Annotated in this window: 17 protein-coding genes; 11 read left to right on the top strand and 6 right to left on the bottom strand. The window is 60.4% G+C overall.

Translation table 11 applies throughout. The features are described from left to right. Window positions 1-25 precede the first annotated feature (25 nt). The 3 genes from ASG11_RS05195 to ASG11_RS05185 all read left to right on the top strand — a co-directional run bounded on the left by ASG11_RS05195 (window position 26) and on the right by ASG11_RS05185 (window position 3,087). Complete coding sequence (locus tag ASG11_RS05195; protein WP_236697496.1) at window positions 26-1,240, top strand: AraC family transcriptional regulator; 1,215 nt, start codon at window positions 26-28, stop codon at window positions 1,238-1,240. A 152-nt stretch (window positions 1,241-1,392) separates the two neighbouring features. Then, window positions 1,393-2,310, top strand: coding sequence for an acyl-CoA dehydrogenase family protein (locus tag ASG11_RS05190; protein ID WP_168371701.1), 918 nt, complete (start codon window positions 1,393-1,395; stop codon window positions 2,308-2,310). Then, the gene (locus tag ASG11_RS05185; protein ID WP_055776024.1) at window positions 2,311-3,087 is read left to right on the top strand and encodes an SDR family NAD(P)-dependent oxidoreductase; all 777 of its coding nucleotides are present in this window, start codon (window positions 2,311-2,313) and stop codon (window positions 3,085-3,087) included. Between the two features lie 438 nt (window positions 3,088-3,525). Here ASG11_RS05185 and ASG11_RS18665 read toward each other — a convergent pair whose 3' ends face one another. Together ASG11_RS18665 and ASG11_RS05180 are read right to left on the bottom strand one after the other, a co-directional pair. Further along, on the bottom strand, window positions 3,526-3,969 hold the full coding sequence (locus ASG11_RS18665) for a hypothetical protein (protein ID WP_156363666.1): 444 nt from the start codon (window positions 3,967-3,969) through the stop codon (window positions 3,526-3,528). Then, on the bottom strand, window positions 3,914-4,552 hold the full coding sequence (locus ASG11_RS05180) for an RHS repeat-associated core domain-containing protein (RefSeq protein ID WP_168371700.1): 639 nt from the start codon (window positions 4,550-4,552) through the stop codon (window positions 3,914-3,916). The genes ASG11_RS18665 and ASG11_RS05180 overlap by 56 nt, the downstream gene beginning before the upstream one ends. A 277-nt stretch (window positions 4,553-4,829) precedes the next feature. Between ASG11_RS05180 and ASG11_RS18660 the strand changes: the two genes are divergently transcribed. From ASG11_RS18660 to ASG11_RS05150, 7 genes are all read left to right on the top strand, one after another. Next, window positions 4,830-5,177: a GFA family protein gene (locus ASG11_RS18660; RefSeq protein WP_156363664.1), complete on the top strand. Its 348-nt coding sequence runs from the start codon at window positions 4,830-4,832 to the stop codon at window positions 5,175-5,177. Between the two features lie 377 nt (window positions 5,178-5,554). Beyond that, complete coding sequence (locus ASG11_RS05175) at window positions 5,555-6,553, top strand: GlxA family transcriptional regulator (protein WP_055776016.1); 999 nt, start codon at window positions 5,555-5,557, stop codon at window positions 6,551-6,553. A gap of 197 nt (window positions 6,554-6,750) precedes the next feature. Beyond that, window positions 6,751-7,743 (top strand): response regulator, encoded by a 993-nt coding sequence (locus ASG11_RS05170; protein ID WP_055776013.1) that lies wholly within the window; start codon window positions 6,751-6,753, stop codon window positions 7,741-7,743. Between the two features lie 213 nt (window positions 7,744-7,956). Beyond that, window positions 7,957-8,286 carry a DUF1905 domain-containing protein gene (locus ASG11_RS05165; RefSeq protein WP_055780327.1) on the top strand — a complete coding sequence of 110 codons (330 nt, stop codon included), beginning with the start codon at window positions 7,957-7,959 and terminating at the stop codon, window positions 8,284-8,286. Beyond that, entirely contained in the window at window positions 8,283-8,558 is a 276-nt protein-coding gene (locus ASG11_RS05160) for a DUF3253 domain-containing protein (protein WP_269083368.1), read from the top strand. The genes ASG11_RS05165 and ASG11_RS05160 overlap by 4 nt, the downstream gene beginning before the upstream one ends. Window positions 8,559-8,790: 232 nt before the next feature. Continuing rightward, a complete protein-coding gene (locus tag ASG11_RS05155; RefSeq protein ID WP_082472599.1) occupies window positions 8,791-10,251 on the top strand; it encodes a chloride channel protein in 1,461 nt (486 codons plus the stop codon). After that, window positions 10,167-11,624 carry a DUF389 domain-containing protein gene (locus ASG11_RS05150; protein WP_055776010.1) on the top strand — a complete coding sequence of 486 codons (1,458 nt, stop codon included), beginning with the start codon at window positions 10,167-10,169 and terminating at the stop codon, window positions 11,622-11,624. The genes ASG11_RS05155 and ASG11_RS05150 overlap by 85 nt, the downstream gene beginning before the upstream one ends. Window positions 11,625-12,317: 693 nt before the next feature. Here the strand turns inward: ASG11_RS05150 and ASG11_RS19225 are convergent. Continuing rightward, a complete protein-coding gene (locus ASG11_RS19225) occupies window positions 12,318-12,740 on the bottom strand; it encodes a helix-turn-helix domain-containing protein (RefSeq protein WP_236697390.1) in 423 nt (140 codons plus the stop codon). 156 nt (window positions 12,741-12,896) lie between these two features. Here ASG11_RS19225 and ASG11_RS05145 point away from each other — a divergent pair, with 156 nt between their 5' ends. Beyond that, window positions 12,897-13,133 (top strand): hypothetical protein, encoded by a 237-nt coding sequence (locus ASG11_RS05145; RefSeq protein WP_055776008.1) that lies wholly within the window; start codon window positions 12,897-12,899, stop codon window positions 13,131-13,133. Window positions 13,134-14,141: 1,008 nt separating this feature from the next. Here ASG11_RS05145 and ASG11_RS19455 read toward each other — a convergent pair. The 3 genes from ASG11_RS19455 to ASG11_RS05130 all read right to left on the bottom strand — a co-directional run bounded on the left by ASG11_RS19455 (window position 14,142) and on the right by ASG11_RS05130 (window position 16,620). Beyond that, on the bottom strand, window positions 14,142-14,285 hold the full coding sequence (locus ASG11_RS19455) for a DUF6894 family protein (protein WP_443024438.1): 144 nt from the start codon (window positions 14,283-14,285) through the stop codon (window positions 14,142-14,144). A gap of 235 nt (window positions 14,286-14,520) precedes the next feature. Further along, window positions 14,521-15,045, bottom strand: a complete 525-nt coding sequence (locus ASG11_RS19220) for a PEPxxWA-CTERM sorting domain-containing protein (RefSeq protein WP_236697389.1) — start codon at window positions 15,043-15,045, stop codon at window positions 14,521-14,523. Between the two features lie 240 nt (window positions 15,046-15,285). After that, entirely contained in the window at window positions 15,286-16,620 is a 1,335-nt protein-coding gene (locus tag ASG11_RS05130) for an alpha/beta hydrolase family protein (RefSeq protein ID WP_055775999.1), read from the bottom strand. Window positions 16,621-16,710 lie beyond the last annotated feature (90 nt).

Raw genomic sequence — 16,710 nt, 5'->3', positions numbered from 1 at the left:
CTGCGCCCGCCGCCCCGTCTTGATCGTGCACGACAACCGCGTCGCACACCGCGACCCGCGATGGCTACCCGCCGGTAGGTTTGCCTTGCGTGCGTGTCGCGTAAAGTCTATTTCTGAACTTGCGACCGCGTCGTGCAAGCGCGGCGCATCAGGAGAGATCGTCGTGACACACGCGATACGGACGCAGGACCGGCATACCAGCGACGATGCGGGCTTCGACATCGTCCATGCCGACGCATTGAAATATTTCTCTGAACTGGTTGTCGAACTCGGCGGCTCGCCCGAACAGTTGATGCGAGATGCGCGGATCGACCCGGCGATGCTCGGCCAGCCGGACTACGCGCTCGAATATCGCTCGCTCGTCTTCCTCCTTGCCCATGCGGCAGCGCGCACCGGCGTGGTCGATTTCGGCCTGCGCCTTGCCGAGCGACAGCGCGGCGGCAAAGTGATCGGTCCGGTCGGTGTAGTGATGAAGAACTCCGTCACAATGGGCCAGGCGATCGGTTATTGCGCCAAGCACACCCATGCCTACAGCCTAGCGACAAAGATCAGCTTCCGCCCCGACCGCGCGAATCACAAGCTGTTCCTCGCTTTCGATCTGTTACTGGATCAGGTCGCCGATACGCGACAGGTGGTGGAACACGCATTGTCGCTGGCCAACCTCAACATCATCGACATAACCGGCGGCAAGGCGCGGGCCCGACAAATATCGTTCCGTCATGAGCCGGAGATGCCGGTGCGGCAGTATCGCGACCATTTCGGCTGCGATGTTCTGTTTGGCCAGCCGGCCGATGGCCTGACACTGACCGAGACCGACCTGCTGTGCGAGATCTCCGATCCCGACCAGCAGGTCTACGAGATGGCGACCAGCTTCATCGACCAGCGGTTTCCGCGCGAGGCGCCTCCGGTCCACACCCGCGTTCGTGGTCTGATCCTGCGTCATCTTGGGAGCGACGAATGCACCAACGAGCGCGTCGCCTCGCAACTCTGCATGCACCCCCGCACGCTGCAACGACGGTTGCGTTCCGAAGGGCAATCATTCGAGAGCATCAAGGATGAGGTCCGCCGGGAGGTCGCCTTACGCTATTTGCTGCAGGGCGAGATGCCGTTGACCCGCGTAGCCGAGAAGCTCGGCTATGCCGAAACGTCGGTGTTGTCACGCAGCTGCTATCGCTGGTTCGAGGCATCGCCGCTGCAATTGCGCCGCCGTCATGCAGAGGCCGGGGAGTTGCCCAGTTAAATAGTCCGGACTCTCGATATGTCGCGGTAAGTCGTGTCTCCGTCTCGTCGGGTCAATACGCTCCTACACCCTTGACGATAGGCCGGCATGCGAGACGGAGGGGACACTGCGCCATGCGACCAGCGCTGCAATATCAACCGGATCAGGAGCAATTGTCGCTCTCCGCCGCGCTGGAGGCGCCGCTCGCCGATCTACTGCCGATCGCGCGGTTGCACGCCGGGGCGATCGGTGAGGATCACTCCGTCTGGCGTCAATTATTCGACCTGGGTATACTGACGGCGGGGCTGGACGAAGCGCGCGGCGGCAGTGGGCTGGGCGCAACCGAACTGGTGTTGATCGCGATTGAACTCGGCAAGCACCTTGTTTCGCCGGCGATCATCGCAACAATGGTTGCGCGCGATGGCACGGAGGAATCCCTGCGCATAGCCACGGGCTTTGGCGGCGAAGAGCCGGTGTGGATCGAAGAGCCGGGCGCCAGCGTGCTACTCGTCCGTACAGATGCCGGCGCTACTTTGCATGCGATGCCCAAAGATGGCCAGATCGCGGACGATTTCATCTGGGGCGTCCGCTTGATCAACGGCCCGATCGGCGCACCTTTGCGCGAACTCGACATGCGCGAAGCCAGCTTGTTGCGCCTGCTCGAAGCTGCGGCTCTCGCGGGCATAGCCGACGCGACATTGGCGATGGCGGTCGATTACGCTAAAACGCGCGAGCAGTTCGGCCGCCCAATCGGCAGCTTTCAGGCCATTAAACATCACTGTGCCAATATGGCGATTTCCGCCCGCGCCGCACGCGACCTGACCACCTTTGCCGCCGTCGCGATGGACACCGGTCGGGCGGATGCTGCGCACCGCACCGAAAGCGCCTTCCTGGTCGCCGCCAACGCCGCGGTCGACAATGCCGGCATGAACATCCAGGTCCATGGCGGCATCGGGTTCAGCGCCGAGGCTGATCCGCACCTATTTCTAAAGCGCGCGCGATTGATCGTCGCGCTGGGCGGCGGCAGCGAGGCCGCAGCCTTGCGCATCGCCGCCGCACACATCACCAACCATTCCGGAACGGACATCTAGATGCAGGTCGCGATCATCACGGGTGCCGGTAGCGGTATTGGGCTCGGCACGGCGGAAAAACTGGCGGCGGCGGGCATTGCAGTGCTCGGTGTCGGGCGGGACGCGGACAAACTCGCGCAACTGGACCATGTGGTGCCGCCGGAACAACTGGCGACGTTGCCGGTCGACCTGACCGACGATGACGCGCCACGCCGCGTGATCGATCTCGCGGTCGAGCGCTGGGGGCAGATCGATATTCTCATCAACAATGCTGGTATCGGTAAGCCCAAACCGGTCCACGAAACCGACGATGCGACGCTCGATTATGTGCTGGCACTCATGCTGCGCGCGCCGTTCCGCCTGATCCGCGAAGCCCTGCCGCACATGCGCGCCGGCTCGGCAGTGATCAACATCAGTTCGACCTACGCGATCGTCGGCGGCATCCGCGGCGGCGCCTATTCCGCCGCCAAAGCGGGCCTTCTCGGCCTCACCACGCACATGGCGGTACAGTACGGACCGCAAGGCATACGCTGCAACGCCGTTGCTCCAGGGGTCATCAACACCCCAATGACCGAGGATAATTTCGAGAGCGAGACGTTCAAGAAAATGAACGACCATATGACGCCCTACCCGCGCCTTGGCACTGTCGAAGACGTGGCGAGCACGATCGCTTTCCTATGCTCGCCCGGCGCAGAATTGATCAACGGCCAGACGATCGTGGTGGACGGCGGCTGGTCCTCTACGAAATACCTGTCTGACTTCGGGCGCTCGTCGAAATGGGTTGCGGCAGAGAGTTGATCAACGGCTATTTGCGGCAACAATTAGAAATCATCGCCTATCGATCTGATATGATCATATAATGATAGGCTCACTGCAGCAATATCGATAAGTAAAGTTATAGCCAGAATTGGTACTACAAGGTGGATAATTTCCATTTAAAAATAATGCTAAATAAATACGTTGCCGCTGCTAAAAACCAATCAAGATTGGCAATACGAAGGGATATTTATGAACAAATTATCGAGAAAATAAAAACCTGCACTTATGTCCGCAATTTTCAATTTTCCTAATAAGATTCCTTAGTGAATAAATATCAGAAAAAACTATCAGTGCGGCAACAAAGAAATCGGCCATCACTTAGCTCCGCAGCGGACAATGTTAGAGAAGGCCGAGAAGTAATTGCTCGCGAGCGCTCCTCCTGTCGCTGCTTTCGCCCCCCTAAATCGCCCACCTAAATCATTCTTCATAAACCGTCCGGTTGCCCCGTTTCGCCACGCGCCGGTGCCGAGCTTCGCAAGGCTTTTTGTTGCCAAACCCGACGCCAGCCGAAAGAACATCACTGAAAATCGCACCCCGATCGCCGTCGGCAATATCTGAACCAAATGTTATAGCTTGCCCACCATAGTCCAAAGTAGCGCCGATGAGGCCAATTGTTGCCCCCACCGGGGGCACAAACACGCCAACTACCAAGCCACCAATTTCCAATGCTGAGCCAAGTATTGAAGCACCGCCGCCCTCAAGGCGCCCCGCACCGGAAAGCGTATAATTCGAGACGCAACCGTTACTCTGCGGCTTAGCTTTAGATTTTGACCTCTTTGCGGTGACAACGATCTCATCATCTCGCTCAGATCTCTCGAAGCCTTTGTTGAAAACTGTCCACAAAATTTCGGATGTTGTCATAGCCAGTAATCGACATGCAGCCGGGACCGAGTGAGCAAACATTAGCTGTCACGGAGATGTATTCCGTCAGTCCGCTAGGATCGCTCCGATTTACGGGGTCGCCGCCGACATAGTCGTACATATTCATTCCATCGCCGTATCCGATCGGATCGGTCTGCATGAATCGGCCAAGCGTCGGCGAGTACATGCGGGCCTTGTAATACCACATGCCCAGTTCGGGAACCCAAGCCTGCCCTGTATAGCCGAAACGTCCCCCGGCATTCGGCACAGCGTTGGCTGCACCAGGGACACCGTTTTCGTCGTAAGAATTGGCCGTCTGCTTGTTGCCGATGCAATCTGCCACCGCCACGATCGTGCCACGCTCGTCGGTGTGGAGAAACCGGGTGCCGGAACAGTTCATCGCACTGCCCTCATCGACGAGGATCGGCTCGTCCGCGCCAAGGCCGAACATATAGCCACGGCGCAGGGCGCCGGTATCGCCGTCATATTCCGCTGCGATATGATCGCCATCGTAGAGGAACTGTGTCTTACCTTGGCTTGGGCTCGCCGTCTGCCACAGGCGGCCTAGTGGATCGTAGCTCAACGTCACTCCGTTTGGCCCCGAGATCATCCGGTTCAGCGGGTCGTAGGTGTAAGTCGACAATCCGAAGTAGCAGTCTTGCAGCGTTGAACGTCCGCAAGTGGGTCAGAGCTGCTTAAACAAATTCAACGTGGCCGTCATCTTTATGCGCAGCGCTCGCAAGCGCGGGCTAGATGGAAATCCATGAATACGTCGAGGTCTCCGAGCCGCTCTCGCACCCGGTTGGTAAAATCAAAGGTTCGTCTTAGCCTGGTGACACCATCGATTGGGAGAATGAGAAATGGCGTTGCACGGAAGCTGTCATTGCAGTGCTGTCAGTTTCAAGGCGCCCGCGCCCGAACAGATCACGCGCTGCAACTGCACTTATTGTGATCGGGTGGGTGCGCTATGGGCGTACTGCCCGCCGGAAGACTTTACCCTGCTGAGTGAACCGGCCGCACTCCTTACCTATGTGCCGAATGAAGGTAGCCACTATAGCTGCTCGACCTGCGGAATGGTCACGCATGGCCGTTCGCCCAACTGTGAGGATCGGGACGGCGAGAAGATGAGTTACAATGTCCGGATGGATGTCGACTTCGACCGGACCGCTATCCATATCATCGATCTCGACGGTCGCCACCAGTGGTAGAAAAATAGTTCTTCATGCGGCTTCGACTTTGGTGACTTCGTCTTAGAGGGATTTTCCATGACCGACCCTTTTTTAGCCACGTCGAGACGTGCGCACGTATGAGCTGATCAGTGAATAACGGTCTTCCAGCCGACGTGAACGAATGACGGAAGTTGGAGAAGGCGAGGAGCGCTCCGAATGACCGCTTCTGGGTCAATGGCGGTTGAGCCGCAAATGGGTCAAGCCAATCACAAACGTTCGTTCCTAATCACTCTTCGAAGACACGCGTCACATGGACGCCCCCGAGCCATTCGTTTGACTGTTATAGCCCTATGGACGGAATGAGCATACATTGATGTCGATCGGTCGCGCAGGACGCGGCCGAGCGGAGGATCGCCGTGCTCATCACGCTCTTCGCCCCTGACAACGTCCATTTGCTTGAGATTGCCGGCGTGCGGGACGCGCTGTTCGAGGCAAATTGCAAGGCACCGATCGGCCGGCCGTATCGAGTCCGGTTGATAACCGAGCACAATACACCTGCCAAAAGTGCCTCCGGCGTAAGCTTCGTCCCGGATGGCGGTATAGAGCAGGCCACCGATCCGTCTGATACGCTGATCGTCGTCGGACCATACGGCATACCGGGCCCACCGACCGAACGGGTCACGGACTGGCTTCGAGATCAGGCCCGACGAGCGCGGCGCTACGGCTCGACCTGTACCGGCGCTTTCCTGCTCGCGCATGCCGGGCTGCTTTCGGGACGACGTGCGACGACGCACTGGCAATATGCCGAGCGTTTGGCCGCCGCCTATCCCGACATATCGGTTGAACCCGATCGCATCTTCGTTCGGGACGGACCTGTGTTCAGTTCGGCCGGAGTGACCGCGGCGATCGACCTGACCTTCTCGTTGATCGAAGAAGATCATGGCCGTGCCCTCGCTCTCTTCGTGGCACGGCGGCTGGTGGTATTCCTAAAACGGCCTGGTGGGCAATCGCAGTTCAGCAACGCGTTGACCGCCCAGACGGCGACGACCGGCCCCATCGACAGGATACGCCTGCTCGTGCTTGAGAACCCTCGAAGGGACTTGGCGCTTGCTTCGCTCGCCAAGGAAATCGGGGTCAGCCCGCGGCACCTGTCGCGCCTGTTTCACGCCAGGCAGGGACAGAGCCTTGCCGCCTATGTCGAAAGCACGCGCATTGAAATCGCCCGGCGGCTGCTGGAGGAAAGCGCCTTTCCGATCAAGGCGATCGCCTTCGCTGCGGGCTTCGGTTCCACCACCACCATAAGGCGTGCTTTCGTCCGCAGCCTCGGCGTCACGCCGCACGAATATCGTATGCGCTTTCAGACGACCGGCGCCGCGCGGTGGAGTGAGGACGAAGGTGATGCTGTTTTGTCCTGAGACGCCGCACCGCGGATGTTGAAGCCGAACCCCCGGTCCCGCACTGTCGCGTCCGGAGGCTCATCCCATGCAATTCACATCCATCGCTCCCTGGGCGCGCTGTTGCGCGCGGAGGCTCGCGCGCCTTTCTCTCGGTAGCACCGACCGCCCAGACCCATCTTCTGGCCTGCCACTGATTGCCGGCTTCGAGCACCGGCATGGCTCGTGACATAACCGACCGGCCGCACACGTGGCGCGTCGTCATCGTTGACGATTCGCGAACCATCCAGGCCATGCTGGACAACGCCTTCAGCAAACGGAAGGACTTCAAGGTAATAGGCTTCTCGGGCGAAGCGACCACGGCGGTCGAACTGATACGACGCCTGCAGCCGGACATCGTGACGATCGACCTTAATATGCCGTATATCGACGGGGCGGCCCTGTTGCGAATGATCGCCGATATGAAGACGGTCTGCAAGATCGTAGTATCGGACGCTCCGCTCAAGAACCTGGCATTGGCGGCAAGCCTGATCCAATCCGGAGCCGCGCTATGCCTCGGCAAAAGCGATCTCGCCGCCAATCCGGACAGATTCTTTGCCCAAGTGAACGCTGCGGTGGAGGATGTTCGCCGGAACAGGATGCTTTATCTAGGCGCGAACAGCGACTTCGGCGACAGAACGGTCGCGGCCCAGGTGCCACCGAACAGCGGAGGAAAAGACTTTCCGATACCAATTGACGAAAAGGACCGTCTCCAGTTCGTCCTGAGGAACAGCCTGGCAAATGGCGAACGCGAGCGGCAATTCGATCTAGTGACCAGGCATGTGACGAGAGTAACGGGCTTTCCCGTCTCTCTGCTGACATTCATGGACCGAGACACGCAATGGATAAAGTCGGCAAGCGGCCTGGACCCAGGGAGTACTCCCAGGGAGGAGGCGTTCTGCAACTACACTATCGCTCAGGGCGGAGCCTTTGTCGTGGCGAACGCGGCCAGCGATCGGCGGTTTGCGCATTTTTCTTCGGTGGCCGGCCCGCCCAGCATTCGATGCTACGCAGGATACCCCGTGACGACCCGTGACGGCATAAATGTCGGAGCTTTATGCGTGATCGACAATCGCGTTCGCAAGGTGTCGAAACAAGTGCTCGATCAGCTTGCCGGGATGGCGGATATCGTGGCCGAGATGATCGATCGGCGTCCGCCCGCTGATGCTTGAAACGAAGTTTACGGCAGTTCGCCGTTGGTCCTGCGCATAAGTACAGCCTTCCGCTTCGCTACGTTCGGAGAGCGCCTAGAACCAGACGGCATTAGTCGCATCGCTATGAACGATCGGGTCCGGAGTCTCCAATGATCAGGACGTGGTGTGGACCGAGCGAAGGCTCCGTCGCTCTCCTTCACAGTTCTGGCGGGGATCGTTAGGCTCGGGGATATGCTGGACGATGCGCCCGACGAAATTGCCTTCGAGGGCCAAGTGATCGAGTGGCGCGGCCCGGCACCGTTCTACTTCGCCAGGATATCGGCGGAGGATGCGCGCGCCTTGCTCCTCGCGGCGCGGCGGGCGAGCTATGGATGGGGATGCGTACCGATGGCCGCGACGATTGGCGTTGTGGAATTCCGCACCTCGCTCTTTCCCAAGGACGGTGGCTTCCTGCTACCGCTGAAGGCCACGGTACGCCAGGTCTTGGCGGTGGTGCCGGGTGACCGGGTTGAAGCCGTCGTGCGAATAGTCCCATCGCGCCGGACCGGACGCCGCGGGTGACCGAACAGGACGCCCGTCGTGTTGCCATGGAACTTCTCGCGCGGCGTTCACCGTCAGCGACCGTGTGCCCGAGCGAGGTGGCACGAGCGCTTGCCAACACATCGGGCGCTGGCCAGACGTTGGAAGACTGGCGCAGCGCGATGCCGATGGTGCACGCGGCCGTCGATCGACTATTGTCCGAAGGGAGCATACAGCTCAGTTGGCAAGGCCGCAGGATGCAGGCGCGCGCCGGTCCCTACCGGATCGGTCGCCGCCAGGACGGCGCAGATTGAGCGGCTCGAAGCTTCTGAGCGACTGCCTACGACTTGGCGCACATTGCGTGGCTGGATCTTCTGCTGGGGTCACGGCGCACGCTTGCCTCACCGACCGGGAGGGCGTGACGATCGGTGTTCGCGCCGAACGAGCAACGAATGTGACGCTCACGAGGGCCCGCAACGGGTCTGAAGCCGCGAACCTGCACGGGAGGGCTGTCCTCGAACTGCCCGGTCGTTCTAAGGAACCTTCATGGCTGGCCTGTTCCATCGCCTTTTACCGGCTAAACGCTGGACGCCGTCGCGCTACCGCGCGTTGTTGCGCACGCGGGGGCCGCGATCAACGCAATTTCGGACACGCACCGCGATCCTTACGGGCGCGATCCTCATCGGTATCGTCGCGACCCTGTTTGCCGAGGCCGCCGACTGGGCTGGCGCGATTTTCGGCCGCTTTGCCACGTCCTGGCACTGGATGCCGCTGATCACGACGCCGCTCACCTTCATGGGGCTGGTCTGGATCACCGGCCGCTATGCGCCGCCCGCCCGGGGATCGGGAATCCCCCAGGTCATCGCCGCCCAGACGAATCCGAACGATGCCACCGGAACGCTGATCTCGATCCGGACGGTGGCGGCCAAGGCGGTGCTGACGATCGGCGCGGTACTGGGTGGCGCCTCTGTCGGCCGGGAAGGGCCGACCGTCCAGCTGGCGGCGGCCGTCATGGGAATCACGCACCGTATCGTTCGCGTGCCCTTGCGCGGCGGCGTCGTCATCGCCGGCGGTGCGGCGGGCGTGGCCGCCGCCTTCAACACGCCGCTCGCCGGGCTCCTGTTCGCGATCGAGGAACTTGCCTCAGCCTATGAGCAGCGGGTGACTTTGCTCGTGCTCGCCGCGATCGTTATCGCCGGTATGGTCGCCCAGTCGGTGCAAGGCGACTATATCTATTTCGGGGCGATCGCCGCGCATATGCCATTGCTGTCCGCACTGATCGTCGCCCCGGTCGCGGGCGTCGCCGGTGGTATGACGGGCGGCGCCTTCTCCCGCACTCTTCTGGCGATGGCGCTCGGCCGCAATCGACTGACGGGTTGGACCCGCGCACGCCCGGTGATGTTCGCCGGGATTTGCGGGTGTGTCGTCGCGGTGCTGGGCGTCGTCACCGGCCTGACCTGGGGAACCGGCTATGCGTCCGCCCGCGCGATGATCGTCGGCGTGGACGCTCCGCTCTGGTTTGGGCCTGCCAAGCTTATCGCCACCGCCGCGACCGCGATTGCCGGCTTGCCGGGCGGGATATTCGCACCCTCGCTCGCCGTCGGCGCTGGCGTCGGCAATCTGCTGCGAGAGATATTTCCTGGCAAGCCGGCCAGCGCGGTCGTGATCCTCGGCATGGTCGCATATTTCGCCGGGGTCGTCCGCGCGCCGTTGACCGCGGTGATAATCCTGTCGGAGACGACCGCCAGCCGTGGCCTCATGCTGCCGATGTTTGCCACGGCCTTCATCGCCGATGCCGCGAGCCAATGGGTGTGCCGGGAAAAACTGTATCACGGCCTGTCCAAAACCTTCGCCATGACGGAGACGACCCGATCCGCCTGCCCCCCCCGAAATTCGTTGCGCTTCCCCGGACGTGGATGGCAATGGCAACAACAGGCGTCGATCACGACGGGGTCCTGCGGCAGATCGCCGAGGAATCGGGCTGGTCGGGCCGGTATGCCTTCCTGATCGTCATCTCGGCGGCGATCTCGCTGCTCGGGCTGCTGATGCCGTCGGTCGCGGTGCTGATCGGCGCGATGCTGCTTTCTCCGCTGATGATGCCGATCATAGGGCTGGGCTTTGGCATCGCCACGCTCGACTTCCCGGAGATACGCCGCGCGGCAACGGCGTTGATCTCGGGCGCGACGATCGCGGTGGCGCTATCGGTCGTGCTGATCCTGCTGTCGCCAGTGCAGACGATCACAAGCGAAATCGCCGGACGAACGCAGCCGACGCTGTTCGACCTGCTCGTCGCGCTGCTCTCGGCGATTGCTGGAGGCTATGCGCTGATCCGCGGACGAGGGGGTACGGTCGTTGGCGTGGCGATCGCGATCGCGTTGATGCCGCCGCTGGTCGTCGTCGGGTTCGGCATCGCGACCTGGAACTGGGTGGTGTTCTCGGGTGCGCTGCTACTGTTCCTGACCAATGCCGTCACCATTGCGCTGACGGCAGCACTCGTGGCGCGCTGTTACGGCTTCGGCAGTCATCTTTCACCCCACCATACCGGCTGGCAGCTCATTCTCTTCGCGGTCGCGATCGGGATCCTGTCCATCCCGCTCGGTGCCGGTTTGCGCCGGATCGCCTTCGAAGCGGTCGCACAGCGACAGGTCCGCGATGCGCTCAATGCGGATTTCCCGACAGGAGCGCGGCTGAGCCAGTTCGAAATCGATCATGGAGCGAACCCCGTACGGGTCCGCGCGGTCATGCTGACGCCACGGATCGAACCGGGCGCGGATCGCAAGCTGGCAGAAGACCTTCGCCAACGGCTCTCCCGGCCGGTCGATGTCCATGTTGATCAGGTGCGTCTGTCCCCCGAAACCGGCATCGTCGAGGCGGCGCAGATCGCGCGGGCGGGCAACAGCGATGGGTTGCGTGCCGCGCGCGAGAGCGATCGTGCCCTGGCGGACGTCGCGCTGATCGCAGGCGTTCCGGTATCGTCAGTGCAACTGGATGCCGCCGAGCGAACGCTCCGCGCTCCCGCCGCGCCGCTGACTGGTCTGGGTCTCGCTGGCTACCGCGACCTCGAACGTCGCGCCGACGCTGCGGTCGCCGACTGGCATGTCATTCTCGATCCGCCGAACGATGTCGTCTTGCCGGAGGTGGCGATCACGTCGGGCGTGATCGACGATCAGGCGCTCGGCCTGGCCGGCTGGGCATCAGCGAGGCTTGCCCGTACGCTCGATGTCCTTGGCGGGAGCATGGCGCAACGCAGGGCGGTCGCGCGAGCCATTGTCGAGCGGGGCGGTCGGGCGACACCCGGCCGCGCCGGCGGTCGCCTGCGCCTGATATGGTCGAGCGACACCAAGCCGTCGGCGTTGAGATCCAATCAGAGCAGGCCATAACTTCGCATAAATTCTTTCGAATACGGCAATATCGCCATGACCCTGCATTGTCTCTCTGATGCGCCTGACGTGGCGCTCCGCCCAGCTCTTGATCGGCTCGCGTATCGTGGGCACGTCGCACGCTTAGCCGCAAGTATGCTGGTTAAACGGAGTAACATCTCAATTTCTTTTCGGCCTTTGCGAAGTATTGGTCCGAACACATCGTTCAGCATTTCGTCGATGGTTGGCCGACGTCAGATTCGTACCAATTCTCACCATTCTCGCCCTTCCATGGCGGCGGTATTTGGACGGTAAAAATACTCTCGATAGCGCATCTAGAACTTTGGTTCCCGCATCTGGGTCATTCGTTGCCGGGGAACGCTGATTACGCAGCTCATTCCGGGAGTCTCAATTAGGCCCGTGGACGGGCCGATTGCCGATTAACGAATGACCGAAGTTGAGCCCCGCCCTCGCGCCGGTGAATGACTACTTTTGGGTCTCTATCCCCCCGCTCAACATAGTCGGCTTCGTTCCCGTTGCTCGAGAACGAGGGCAGCATTCGCCAGCGAGCGGACATCGTTGGCAGCAGCAAGTATGGCGGCCACACGGTCGCCTACCGTAAGGTCACCCGCGTCCATAATCGCAATCGCAGACACATCTTCCATGATCTCGCCGGCTATCGTCAGCAGCCGTTTTTTAAAACGTTATCGTCAGTCATGCCGGGTACGAAGCGACATCTGCCGCGCGCAGTCCATACGCAGCTTTCGACGTTCTTGGTTCAGTCTGCGGGATTACCGAACAAATCGGTGATCGGCACCTCCAGCGCGTCGGCAAGTCGCTGCGCCACGGTATGGTCGGATTGCGCTTACCACGCTCGATGCCGCTCACGTAACTGCGATCGATATCGAACTCGAGCGCGAACCGTTCCTGGCTCATGCCCTTTGCCTTACGCAGACGGCGCATGTTCCTGCCAAAGCGTGTCCGCACGTCCATCATCCGGCATGAGCAAGAATTGCCGGTTATCGCCGGACCATCTGCACCCTGTCGACTGAACAGCGCGCGCTCTGTCTGCGCTACATCAACGTTACGGCAGATGAAGACCAGCGTGCGGTGGCCGTTGCGCAGGATGCTCTGCAACACGGGCTGACCGCGCTGATCCGGCGCCTGTCATGGCGCGACTTCGAGGAACTGGTCGATTCGCTTTCCAGCGCAGCGGCTGGCGTCGCGTGTCGGCTCTCGGGGGCACCGCAAAGGACGTCGATCTTGTCGTCGAGCAACCGCTGACCCGTGCGCATGGCAGTGCAGATCAAGTCGAGGGCCGATCAATCTATCGTCGATGATTATGCAAGGCGTCTCGGCCAGCGTCCAGGCAAAGACCAGCTTATGCTGGTATGCCACTCGCCGACGGGCACCCTCTCCGAACCTGTTGTGTCGGACGGTCGCACGCTTCAGCTGATGCTGACGGAGCAGTTCGCCCGGCTCGCGATGGACGCGGGCTTGGTCTCCTGGATTTCCGCTCGGGTACAATGACAAGCGCAAGTCATTCGTACTCTGCAATCAGATGTCAATTTCTGTTTGCGAAGAAAAATCGAGAGGCCGCCCCGATTGATCCGCTACGGATTAGATGGCCATAAATAAATAAGCGCAAAATTCTGGTGGCCGGGCCGATAACGATTGCACCCTGCTCGCCTTCCATTCACCCATCGGAGACCGGCCGTCCCGCCCTGTCCGGGACGAAGCCAGTTGAACTTCTGACAGGCCATGTTTTAAGAATCGGAGTTTTCGCGCAGGCCTGACCGACTGGATCGTTCAGCGAACGCGCTAGAAAAGCGCGTCTTCTGTCTCGCGATCGTACCACCACGGGATCTTTGCACTTGGTGCCCATGATGGAAGCGGTTCCGGGCAATGACGTTCAGGGAGAGCGAGAGCAGTTAGGCCTTCAGGAGCCATCAGGCGGCACAGATTCGTCGTGAATCTCGGTATTTCACGTGTAAGGTGATCTTCGCCGACTAGAACGTACTTCGCACTTGATACTGCACGGGCTAGTATTTCAGCACCCGGCCCGCCGAATTCGCCATCGTCCACCGTCAACGATGTCCGCACTTCCGCCAGTCTGGCTTCGAAGGTCGCGGCTCGGTCGTTCGCTCTCGCCTCGCCTCCGAACAAGAGGAGGCAAACTCCTGCTATCAACGATCCGCGCACGCTTTGATCCCCGTCCCCGATCTAGGCACCTTATAGCCACTCTAATCCCCCAAGAAAGCCGATCTCACACGAGAGCGGAGCGGCAAGAGTGGGACAGTTGCCGTCATCATCTTCATCGAGCACCCCGTATCAAACCTGGACACCAGCCCACCGGAGTTCTGCAATGTCGCCCAAGGACCTGTACAAATAGGCCGACTATTAATGCCGGCATCGCTCCGCATCACCGAGCGATTGCGCGTTTCGTCCTTGTTTCGCTGGGTCCAAAGTCGTGACGGTAATCGTAAATAGCGTGACACTCCGTTCGTCGCTGACGGTAAGAACCCATTCGTCCGCGTCTCAGAAAGGGGGAAGCTGGTCGCTTAAAATCTGAGCAGCGAAACGCAGGGCGTGTACCCTGGCGGAAGCCAATGTTGGAAATTCCACCGCGTCCGCAATCTGCGGAGCGAATCGATCGGCGACGGCAAAATAATATAAGTCCATGGAAACTCCACGCTGCTTGCGGGAGCACATGTTCTGTCTCTCAAGCACTGCCAGCCAAACACTCAGCAGCGACAATAATCTGATGTGCCTCATGTCGAAGCTATTTTACAACCTGCATCAAGCTGGGACGTCTTAGTTTGTTAACTGAAGGAGTGCCTTCTATCAAACAATGCATCGCATGCAGCAAAAAGCCGCCGGCCTTTCGGCCAGCGGCTTTGCTGGACGAAAGGACAGATTAAGCGAACGAGACCGTGGTGCTGCGGCGACGCCCGCGCATCGCTGCGCCCATCATCCCGAAGCCTGCGATCATCATGCCCCACGTCGCCGTTTCTGGTACAGCGCCCGCCACTGCCGAGGATGTGGCTGTAACGAAGCCCGACTGGAACGGATTCGTCGTGTTGATCCGATACTGACCTGCAGAATCGAAAAGGTTCGCATTGGTACCTGCCGCCGTCACGAAGCCCAGTCCGTTGCCGGAGACGAACTTGCCCGTCAGATAATAGAAATTGTCTGATCCGGTGACGGAAGCGAGACCCGTGATGGCCGAACCGTTGTAGGTTCCCGTAATGCCGGTGATCATCTGAGCATCGCGACCATTCTGCTGCACCGTCACACCGCTGGTCGTCAGCGTACCCGATCCCACGAGCGGCTGGCCGCCGAAAAGGTTCGTTCCAGAAAACGAGAAGATGTAGTCCGCTGCTATTGCAGGAGAAGCTGCAAAGACGATCACCGCCGCCAAACCAAGTGCCAACTTTTTCATATGTGCTCCCTGCCGATCAGGGCCGCGAAATGCTGGCGTGACGGCTGAAGAGGTACGGCTGACGGCACTAATAGTTGCTGCGGAATTAACGATTTGCGTCCCGTGTTGGGATAGCCCTCCTCTAATTTGCTTTAGACCTATCTTCGTAGTTGCGGCGATCAGACGCGGTCGACCACTCACATGAACGAGCGGCTGGATTTAGGGGGCGCCTTATCGGCGCTGAGCGGCCGAAAAAGTGGGTCATATCTTCACAACTGAACGAATCCAGTCTATCATAAGATCTAGTGCCTTCGGAGCGACGGTTGTCGTAATCGTACCATATTCACTAGGCGATCCGGTCGTGGCCGGTTGCAGCAGATGGTTCAGTCCGGGCAGCTCGACGATCTTTGCGTTCTTATTACCCGCCAAAGCCCGACGGATCAGTGGTAGGTTGCGACCGGGCAAAACCTGAAGGTCCTTGGATCCCGCAATCACCAGTGTCGGAACCGTGAGCGTTTTCAGGGCGGGTAACGGGTCGTCGTTGAGAAACGCCCGGTACCAAGGCGAGGCAAGACCCTCGGCTTTTACGACAGCGCGGTCGGTCGGCATGCCCGCCTTGATGAGGATGTCCGTTGCCGCATTTTCGGCGGCGATGCTGTCCGGTGCCGCAGCAACCGCTGCCAGCAGGCGGCGCTCCAGCGCGTCGTTGACGGTCGCGGTTGCCGCCGACACTCCGTTTGCCAGTGCGATGGCGTTAGCCTGCGAAGCTATGGTTTCGATGCCCGTTTCCGCCGGGGCTGATAGCAAAACAGTAAAGGCTACCTTCCTATCGGCTCCGGCAACGGCAGGCGCGATCTCGGCTCCCTCGCTGTGTCCCAACAGACCAACCCTGGCGGCATCAACAAAGGGCTGTTGACGTAGCCACCGAAGCGCCGCGGTAGCATCGGCAGTGAAGTCGCGTTGCGTGGCGTTTGCATAGCTACCGCTGGATTTGCCGACCCCGCGCTTGTCGTAGCGAAGGACAGCGACTCCTTGCCGCGTCAGGCGATCGGCGATCACGAGGAAGATGCGGTGGCCGTCGACGGTCTCGTCGCGGTTTTGAGGGCCCGACCCTGCGATCATGACAACGGCGGGAAAGGGGCCCGTTCCTTTCGGCATGGTCAGCGTTCCAGCAAGCGTCAAGGCACCATCAATTATGCTAACGTCAGAAGCGTCATAAGGGAATGGCGGTTGCGGGGTCTGGGGCCGGGAGATCGCAGGTGCGGCCGCCCCGGCCGGACGGCGTTTGAAACTGGCTTTCATTTCCATACCGCTCTGGCGGAAGGGACCAGTGAGCGTGCTGCAGTCCGTCGAAATGGCTCCGGTGAACTGGGCCTTAGTCGACGGTATGACTACCAATAGGCTGTTGCCGGTCGCGGTGACGTCAATGGATATACCGCGTGCACCCTGGTCTGGGCTATCGATCGTGCTGCCCGTGTCCTTTAGATGTAGTATTAGTGGAAGCTGGATCCCTGCGGGAACGGTCAGCGAACCATCCCAGTCGCCCGCCGGCGAACAGGAGGTTGCGGCGGCAGCAAGTAGGGCGAGCGCGATCATCGTTAGATGATACTCTCAAAGACCCAGCCTACAACTGATGCTTGTCGATAAATTTGAAATTGGTAAGCCAAAGGCTCGGCGCTGGATGGC

The organism is Sphingomonas sp. Leaf357 (assembly GCF_001423845.1).
Classification (GTDB): Bacteria; Pseudomonadota; Alphaproteobacteria; order Sphingomonadales; family Sphingomonadaceae; genus Sphingomonas.
The sequence above is the reverse complement of the archived record's forward strand: the minus strand, read 5'-3'. Positions and strand labels throughout refer to the sequence as shown.

Excerpts from the sequence above, each read along its gene's own strand:
- ASG11_RS18665 (WP_156363666.1), bottom strand. The coding sequence starts at position 3,969 with ATGACAACATCCGAAATTTTGTGGACAGTTTTCAACAAAGGCTTCGAG.
- ASG11_RS19455 (WP_443024438.1), bottom strand. The coding sequence starts at position 14,285 with ATGGACTTATATTATTTTGCCGTCGCCGATCGATTCGCTCCGCAGATT.
- ASG11_RS05165 (WP_055780327.1), top strand. The coding sequence starts at position 7,957 with ATGCTGGACGATGCGCCCGACGAAATTGCCTTCGAGGGCCAAGTGATC.
- ASG11_RS05185 (WP_055776024.1), top strand. The coding sequence starts at position 2,311 with ATGCAGGTCGCGATCATCACGGGTGCCGGTAGCGGTATTGGGCTCGGC.
- ASG11_RS05150 (WP_055776010.1), top strand. The coding sequence starts at position 10,167 with ATGGCAACAACAGGCGTCGATCACGACGGGGTCCTGCGGCAGATCGCC.
- ASG11_RS05155 (WP_082472599.1), top strand. The coding sequence starts at position 8,791 with ATGGCTGGCCTGTTCCATCGCCTTTTACCGGCTAAACGCTGGACGCCG.
- ASG11_RS05170 (WP_055776013.1), top strand. The coding sequence starts at position 6,751 with ATGGCTCGTGACATAACCGACCGGCCGCACACGTGGCGCGTCGTCATC.
- ASG11_RS19220 (WP_236697389.1), bottom strand. The coding sequence starts at position 15,045 with ATGAAAAAGTTGGCACTTGGTTTGGCGGCGGTGATCGTCTTTGCAGCT.
- ASG11_RS05130 (WP_055775999.1), bottom strand. The coding sequence starts at position 16,620 with ATGATCGCGCTCGCCCTACTTGCTGCCGCCGCAACCTCCTGTTCGCCG.
- ASG11_RS18660 (WP_156363664.1), top strand. The coding sequence starts at position 4,830 with ATGGCGTTGCACGGAAGCTGTCATTGCAGTGCTGTCAGTTTCAAGGCG.
- ASG11_RS05145 (WP_055776008.1), top strand. The coding sequence starts at position 12,897 with ATGGCAGTGCAGATCAAGTCGAGGGCCGATCAATCTATCGTCGATGAT.